This is a genomic window from Streptomyces sp. A3M-1-3 (assembly GCF_024213665.1).
Lineage (GTDB): Bacteria > Actinomycetota > Actinomycetes > Streptomycetales > Streptomycetaceae > Streptomyces.
This window is the reverse complement of sequence record NZ_JANAVP010000002.1, coordinates 175,431-181,535: the sequence shown is the minus strand read 5'-3', so window position 1 is coordinate 181,535 and position 6,105 is coordinate 175,431. Positions and strand designations below refer to the sequence as shown.

At 71.0% G+C, this 6,105-nt stretch carries 8 protein-coding genes and 5 tRNA genes; 5 read left to right on the top strand and 8 right to left on the bottom strand.

Going from position 1 to position 6,105, the window contains the following annotated elements; all coding sequences use genetic code 11:
- From NLX86_RS02775 to NLX86_RS02755, 5 genes are all read right to left on the bottom strand, one after another.
- Positions 1 to 72, bottom strand: a tRNA-Val gene (locus NLX86_RS02775).
- A 53-nt stretch (positions 73 to 125) separates the two neighbouring features.
- Positions 126 to 197, bottom strand: a tRNA-Val gene (locus tag NLX86_RS02770).
- A gap of 31 nt (positions 198 to 228) precedes the next feature.
- Positions 229 to 300 (bottom strand) — tRNA-Val (locus tag NLX86_RS02765).
- 1 nt (position 301) lies between these two features.
- Positions 302 to 375 (bottom strand) — tRNA-Cys (locus tag NLX86_RS02760).
- Positions 376 to 412: 37 nt separating this feature from the next.
- Positions 413 to 485, bottom strand: a tRNA-Gly gene (locus tag NLX86_RS02755).
- Positions 486 to 688: 203 nt separating this feature from the next.
- Between NLX86_RS02755 and NLX86_RS02750 the strand changes: the two genes are divergently transcribed.
- The 3 genes from NLX86_RS02750 to NLX86_RS02740 all read left to right on the top strand — a co-directional run bounded on the left by NLX86_RS02750 (position 689) and on the right by NLX86_RS02740 (position 3,482).
- On the top strand, positions 689 to 1,747 hold the full coding sequence (locus tag NLX86_RS02750) for a chorismate-binding protein (RefSeq protein ID WP_254369930.1): 1,059 nt from the start codon (positions 689 to 691) through the stop codon (positions 1,745 to 1,747).
- The gene (locus tag NLX86_RS02745; protein ID WP_254369929.1) at positions 1,744 to 2,565 is read left to right on the top strand and encodes an aminodeoxychorismate lyase; all 822 of its coding nucleotides are present in this window, start codon (positions 1,744 to 1,746) and stop codon (positions 2,563 to 2,565) included. The genes NLX86_RS02750 and NLX86_RS02745 overlap by 4 nt, the downstream gene beginning before the upstream one ends.
- A gap of 77 nt (positions 2,566 to 2,642) precedes the next feature.
- The gene (locus tag NLX86_RS02740; protein ID WP_254369928.1) at positions 2,643 to 3,482 is read left to right on the top strand and encodes a GNAT family N-acetyltransferase; all 840 of its coding nucleotides are present in this window, start codon (positions 2,643 to 2,645) and stop codon (positions 3,480 to 3,482) included.
- Between the two features lie 42 nt (positions 3,483 to 3,524).
- Here the strand turns inward: NLX86_RS02740 and NLX86_RS02735 are convergent, their stop codons facing one another.
- Positions 3,525 to 4,037 (bottom strand): DsbA family protein, encoded by a 513-nt coding sequence (locus NLX86_RS02735; protein WP_254369927.1) that lies wholly within the window; start codon positions 4,035 to 4,037, stop codon positions 3,525 to 3,527.
- 154 nt (positions 4,038 to 4,191) lie between these two features.
- On the opposite strand from NLX86_RS02735, the gene NLX86_RS02730 reads away from it, so the two are divergent.
- Both NLX86_RS02730 and NLX86_RS02725 read left to right on the top strand, forming a co-directional pair.
- On the top strand, positions 4,192 to 4,653 hold the full coding sequence (locus NLX86_RS02730; protein WP_254369926.1) for a hypothetical protein: 462 nt from the start codon (positions 4,192 to 4,194) through the stop codon (positions 4,651 to 4,653).
- 68 nt (positions 4,654 to 4,721) lie between these two features.
- The gene (locus NLX86_RS02725; protein WP_254369925.1) at positions 4,722 to 4,874 is read left to right on the top strand and encodes a hypothetical protein; all 153 of its coding nucleotides are present in this window, start codon (positions 4,722 to 4,724) and stop codon (positions 4,872 to 4,874) included.
- A gap of 28 nt (positions 4,875 to 4,902) precedes the next feature.
- On the opposite strand, the gene NLX86_RS02720 is transcribed toward NLX86_RS02725, so the two are convergent.
- Both NLX86_RS02720 and NLX86_RS02715 read right to left on the bottom strand, forming a co-directional pair.
- Positions 4,903 to 5,460 carry a CGNR zinc finger domain-containing protein gene (locus NLX86_RS02720; RefSeq protein ID WP_254369924.1) on the bottom strand — a complete coding sequence of 186 codons (558 nt, stop codon included), beginning with the start codon at positions 5,458 to 5,460 and terminating at the stop codon, positions 4,903 to 4,905.
- 190 nt (positions 5,461 to 5,650) lie between these two features.
- Positions 5,651 to 6,064: an SsgA family sporulation/cell division regulator gene (locus NLX86_RS02715; protein ID WP_003959770.1), complete on the bottom strand. Its 414-nt coding sequence runs from the start codon at positions 6,062 to 6,064 to the stop codon at positions 5,651 to 5,653.
- Positions 6,065 to 6,105 lie beyond the last annotated feature (41 nt).

Sequence of the window (6,105 nt, the reverse complement as noted above, 5' to 3'; positions counted from 1 at the left end):
TGCGCGATACTGGGATTGAACCAGTGACCTCTTCCGTGTCAGGGAAGCGCTCTCCCGCTGAGCTAATCGCGCGGGACGGTGCTGCGTACTGCGGTGCTGCGTGAACTGCCGTGGTGCGTGTTGCGTGCGCGATACTGGGATTGAACCAGTGACCTCTTCCGTGTCAGGGAAGCGCTCTCCCGCTGAGCTAATCGCGCGGGACGGACACCCCGGCGGCCGGGGATCCAGTGGACGATACTGGGATTGAACCAGTGACCTCTTCCGTGTCAGGGAAGCGCTCTCCCGCTGAGCTAATCGTCCGTGGAGGTGGAGACGGGATTTGAACCCGTGTAGACGGCTTTGCAGGCCGTTGCCTCGCCTCTCGGCCACTCCACCACAGAGTGCGGGGGTTCCGGGAAGATCCCCCACTTCGAGCGGACGACGAGATTCGAACTCGCGACCCTCACCTTGGCAAGGTGATGCTCTACCAACTGAGCCACGTCCGCAGGTGCCATCTCCGGGGCGCTTTCGTTCCCCGGCGACGTGTTGAACTCTAGCGGATACCCGGGCCAGCTCAAAAACGCGTTTCCCCAGCGTGCTGCGCTGCGTTCAGCCCGGCGCGCCTCACCTGCGCCTCCACCGGCACCCCACCGGCACCCCACCAGCACCTCTCCGGCACCTCCTCGTCACCCGCCCTAGACTCACAGCCGTGCACGACCTCCCCCCGATGGCCCGCTTCGGCGGCCTCCTCGCGACAGACCTCCGCGATGTCACCAGTGATCCCGCCGCCCTCGACTCCACCGGCTTCTGGGCAGTGGCCGCCGACTTCGAGGGCGGGCTGACCTGCGCCCGCTTCGGGGATGTACGTGCCGAGCCGGTGCCCGAGCCGGTGCCCGGCGCGTGGACGGGCCCCGGGGCCGGGGACTGGTCCTCCTCGCTGGACCGGGCCGACTACACCGCGGGCGTACGGCGCATACGTACGCACATCGCGGCCGGCGACGTCTACCAGGCCAACCTGTGCCGCGTGCTGTCCGCGCCGCTGCCCGAGCCCGCCACCGCCGACGTAGACGCGCTGACGTCGCTGCTGGCGCGCGGCAACCCCGCTCCCTATGCCGGAACGATTCGCCTGAGGGCGCACGGGGTGGAGATCGCCACCGCCTCGCCCGAGCTGTTCCTGCGGCGTGCCGGTCGGTTCGTCGAGTCCGGGCCGATCAAGGGCACCGGCCGTACCGCCGAAGACCTGCTGGAGAAGGACCACGCCGAGAACGTGATGATCGTGGACCTGGTCCGCAACGACCTCGGACGGGTCTGCGCAACCGGTTCCGTCACCGTCCCGCAACTCTGCGCCGTAGAAGCCCACCCCGGACTCGTCCACCTCGTCTCCACCGTCCGCGGCGAACTGGCCGCCGGCGCCGGCTGGGCAGAGCTGCTGGCCGCGACCTTCCCGCCCGGCTCGGTGACCGGCGCCCCCAAGTCCAGCGCCCTGCGGATCATCGAAGCCCTGGAGACGGCCCCGCGCGGCCCCTACTGCGGCGGCCTCGGCTGGGTCGACGCCGACCGCGGCACCGGCGAGCTGGCGGTGGGCATCCGGACGTTCTGGATCGACCGGGACGCGGTCGGCGGGCCGAAACTGCGCTTCGGCACCGGCGCCGGCATCACCTGGGGTTCCGACCCTGAGCGCGAGTGGGACGAGACCGAGCTGAAGGCCGCGCGGCTGCTCGCGGTAGCGTCGGGAGCGTACGAGGCGAGTGGAGGGACCGTACGGTGAAGATCTGGCTCGACGGAACGCTGCGGGACGCCGAAGGCGCACGGGTGTCCGTGTTCGACCACGGGCTGACCGTGGGCGACGGCGTCTTCGAGACACTCAAGGCGGTGGACGGCAGGGCCTTCGCCGTCACCCGCCACCTGGACCGGCTGGCGCGGTCCGCGCGCGGCCTCGGACTGCCCGAACCCGACCTCGACGAGGTGCGCCGGGCCTGCGCGGCGGTCCTGGACGCCAACCCCATGGCTCTCGGCCGGCTGCGCATCACCTACACCGGCGGCCTCTCGCCGCTGGGCTCCGACCGCGGCGACACCGGCCCCACCCTGGTCGTCGCGCTCGGCGAGACGAAGCGGCGCCCCGACACCACCGCGGTGATCACCGTGCCGTGGACGCGTAACGAGCGCAGCGCGCTGACCGGGCTCAAGACCACCTCGTACGCCGAGAACGTCGTCGCCCTCGCCCGCGCCCACCAGCACGGCGCGTCCGAGGCGCTGTTCGCCAACACCGTGGGGCAGCTCTGCGAAGGCACCGGCTCCAATGTGTTCGTCGTCCTCGACGGCGAACTGCACACGCCGCCGGTCGCCTCGGGCTGTCTGGCCGGCATCACCCGCGCCCTGGCCGTGGAGTGGACGGGGGCCCGGGAGACCGACCTGCCGCAGGACGTCCTGGAACGGGCCGAGGAGATCTTCCTGACCTCGACGCTGCGCGACGTGCAGGCGGTGCACCGGGTCGACGGGCGTGAGCAGGCGGGCGCGCCGGGACCGGTGACCGCGAAGGCCATGCGCATCTTCGACGAGCGTGCCGGGTCGGATCTGGATCCGTAACGGCCCCATGGCCGACCCCGTCACCGACTCCCGCAATACGGATGACGGCGGCCGCCGTTCGGGGTAGAAAGCCCCTGATGACCACCACCCTGCGGCCCACCGGGCCGATACAGCACGGCGCCGACGGCGCGAAGTCGCGGCAGTACCGGGTGTGCGTGAACAGCCGCCCGGTCGGCATGATCGAACTCGGCACCGACAGCCGGTTCGGCCCCTCGGTCGGGCGCATCGCGTCCCTTCACATCGACGAGCAGGACCGTCGGCGGGGCCGCGCCACCGTCGCCGCCCTGGCGGCCGAAGAGGTGCTGCGGGGGTGGGGCTGCGTCCGGGTGGAGGTTTCCATTCCGGCGGCGGCCGCGGCGGCCCGGCACTTGGCGTCGGCCCTCGGCTACACGGTCCGCAACCGCAACATGCTCAAGCGCCTGCCCGCCGAGCCGCCCGTGCTCCCCGCCGGCAGCGAAGGACGGCCGATGAGCGGGGCGGAGTACGCGGTGTGGATCGAGCACACCCGGCAGGGCTACGTACGCAACCTGGTGGGGCGGGGCATCCCCGAGGAGCAGGCGAGGGCGAAGTCGGACTCCGACCACGCGTCTGCGCTGCCCGGAGGCGAACGCACGCCGGACACCTACGTGGGGGTCCTCCGGCACGAGGGGACGCCGGTGGGAACCCTGTGGGTCGCACTGCGTCCGATGGGCCCCGGCATGCCCGGCGCGTACGTCTTCGACGTCGAGGTGGCCGTCGAGCACCGGGGCCGGGGTCACGGGCGCACGCTGATGCTGCTGGCCGAGCGCGAGGCGCGGGCCGCCGGGGTGGCCGAGCTGGGCCTGAACGTATACGCCGACAACACCCCGGCGGTGAGTCTCTACGACTCGCTCGGCTACGAGACGACCGAGTACCACCTGTACAAGCAGCTGCTCTAGCCCGCTCGCGCCGGCCCCAGCCGCCCGGGACCTAGGCCTGACCTAGGCCAGCAGCCGGTCGGCGATGTCCTCGATCCGCTCGCGCAGCCCTTCCTGGCTCTTGCCGCCGTCCAGCCGTTCGCCGCCGATGACGTAGGTCGGGGTGCCGGTCACGCCGATCGCCTTGCCCTCCGCCTGGTCGGCGTCGACGATCAGAATGTGCCGGCCGTCGATCAGTGCCGTGTCGAACTCCTCGGCGTCCAGACCGAGTTCGCGCGCGACCTCCAGCAGGAACCGCTCGCCCTTCCCGGCCAGTTCCTCGGTGCGGGCGAGCACCGCCTCCGCGTAGGGCCAGCCCTGCCCCTGCTCGGCGGCCTCCTCGGCCGCCTGCGCGGCGGCGAAGGCGTGCTTGTGCTTCTCGAGGGGGAAGTGCCGCAGCCGTACATCGAGCCGGTCGCCATAGCGCTCCCGCAGTGCGCGCAGGTCGTCCAAGGCGCTGCGGCAGTCGGGGCACTGCAGCTCGCACCACACATCGAGGACGGGACGGTCGGGACGGCCGGGGCTGGAGTCACTCATGCGCACAGTCTCCCAGCACCTCCGTCCGCTCCCCAACCGGGACCTGGGGAGGATCACATCCCCGAGATCACCCTGACCTCGTACCGGATCGTGGCTTATGTGCCGGTGGGCGGTGCAGGATGGAGGGACAGAGCCCTCACCGCAGGAGGACCGGATGATCGCCGAGACCATTTGTTCCGCGCTGTCCGCGGCCGGCTTGGGCATCGCCGCGATCACGGCGTACCGCAAGCGATTCCTCACCGCGACCCGTATCGCCGCCTACTCGCTGGTGCCCATCGGCCTGGTGATGACCGGCGTGGTCGACTGGGTCGCCGACCTGGTCTTCAACCCCACCGTCTGGGCAGGCTTCGGACTGCTGGGCCTCGCCTGGGTGCTCTTCATGACCACGCGCGCCGTGGAGCGCCGCGCCGGCGGTTCCCGCAGGGAGCGCAAGGCGGCCCGGGCGGCCGCCGGCCGGGAGGCGGTCGCGCCGGCCGCCTCGGCGCCCTCACTCGGACCGGGCCGAACCACGGCCGCACAGCCCGCCGCCGAAGCGAAGGCCAAGGCCGAGCCTGCCGCGTCACAGGGCGAGGACTTCTCCGACATCGAAGCGATCTTGAAGAAGCACGGGATCTGACGAACGCCCCTGGCCGGTGGGCGTGTTGACCTTGACGCGTCCCGCCGCTGCGTCATCATGCCCCGGAGATGCTGGACACATCCCGGGGCGAGCCCCCCGTACCCACCGACGAGCAGCGCGGTTGCCTCTTCGCGCTCTCCCAGCCGCCCCTGATGATCTTCCTCGGGGTGATCGGCTGCCTGCTGCTGATCGCCGCGATGCATGATCTCTATCTGCTGTGAGGGAATCCGCTGCGAGGACCCTGCCCGCTCACTCCGCGGCTTCCTTGCGCCGGGCCCGGTACGCCGCCACATGCAGCCGGTTCCCACAGGTCCGGCTGTCGCAGTAGCGGCGTGAACGGTTGCGCGACAGATCCACGAAGGCCCGCCGGCAGTCCGGGGCCTCGCAGCGCCGCAGCCGCTCCTGCTCGCCGGAGACCACGATGAAGGCCAGGGCCATCCCGCAGTCGGCCGCGAGGTGCTCGCCGACCGATGCCCCCGGCGCGAAGTAGTGCACGTGCCAGTCGTAGCCGTCGTGGTCCGTGAGCTGCGGAGTAGTTCCGGCCGCCGCCACCAGCTCGTTGATCAGCTCGGCTGCGTTGCGGGCATCGGCGGCGGCGAAGACCTGTGCGAAGCGCGAACGTACGGCCCGGACGGCGGCCAGGTCGCGCGCGCCCAGCACACCGACGTCACTGATCTTGTGCAGTCGTACGAACTCGTTCAGCGCCTCGACATCCGAGAGCCCGTCGGGCTGGTCGGTCTCCGGTGCGGTGTTCACCAGATCGACAACGACGTCGAGCGCGCGACGGGTGTCGTGGGGGATCAGCACGGTTTCGCTCCCTGGCCTGCGCGGGCGGATGCCCGCCGATGCTGGCCGACTTTAGCGGCTCGCCCCACAGCGCAGCGGCGCTGTCCCCACGGTGGATTCCGCGGAGACAGCGCCGGTGTCTGCCGTATGTGGTTGTGCGGCCCGCACCGTCTCCCCGAGTCGGACGGCGTCGAGCGGCTCTCGCGCTGGCTCAGCTCTCGGCCAGGATGTGCGAAAGCTCCGTGTCGAGATCGAAATGACGGTGCTCGGTGCCGGGTGGCACTGCGGCGTCGGTCCGCTTCAGGAACGACTCCAGGGCCCTCGCGGGGGCCTCGAGCAGGGCTTCTCCTTCCGGGGAGCTCAGGGCGATGCAGACAACGCCCTGGCCGTGGCTACGGGACGGCCACACCCGGACGTCACCGGTTCCGGTGGGCCGGTGCAGGCCCTCCGCGAGGAGGTCGCGGGCAAACACCCATTCGACGGTTTCCTCGGCTCCGGTGTGGAAGGTGGCGTGCACGGCATAAGGATCGGCCGTGTCATACCGCAGGCCCGCGGGTACAGGCAGTGAGGACTCGCTCGACACAACGAGGCGCAGGTGCAGCTCGCAGCTGACCGTGGTGTTCATAAGCGCCAGGGCCTTTCGCTCAGTGTGCGCTCGGGGATTCG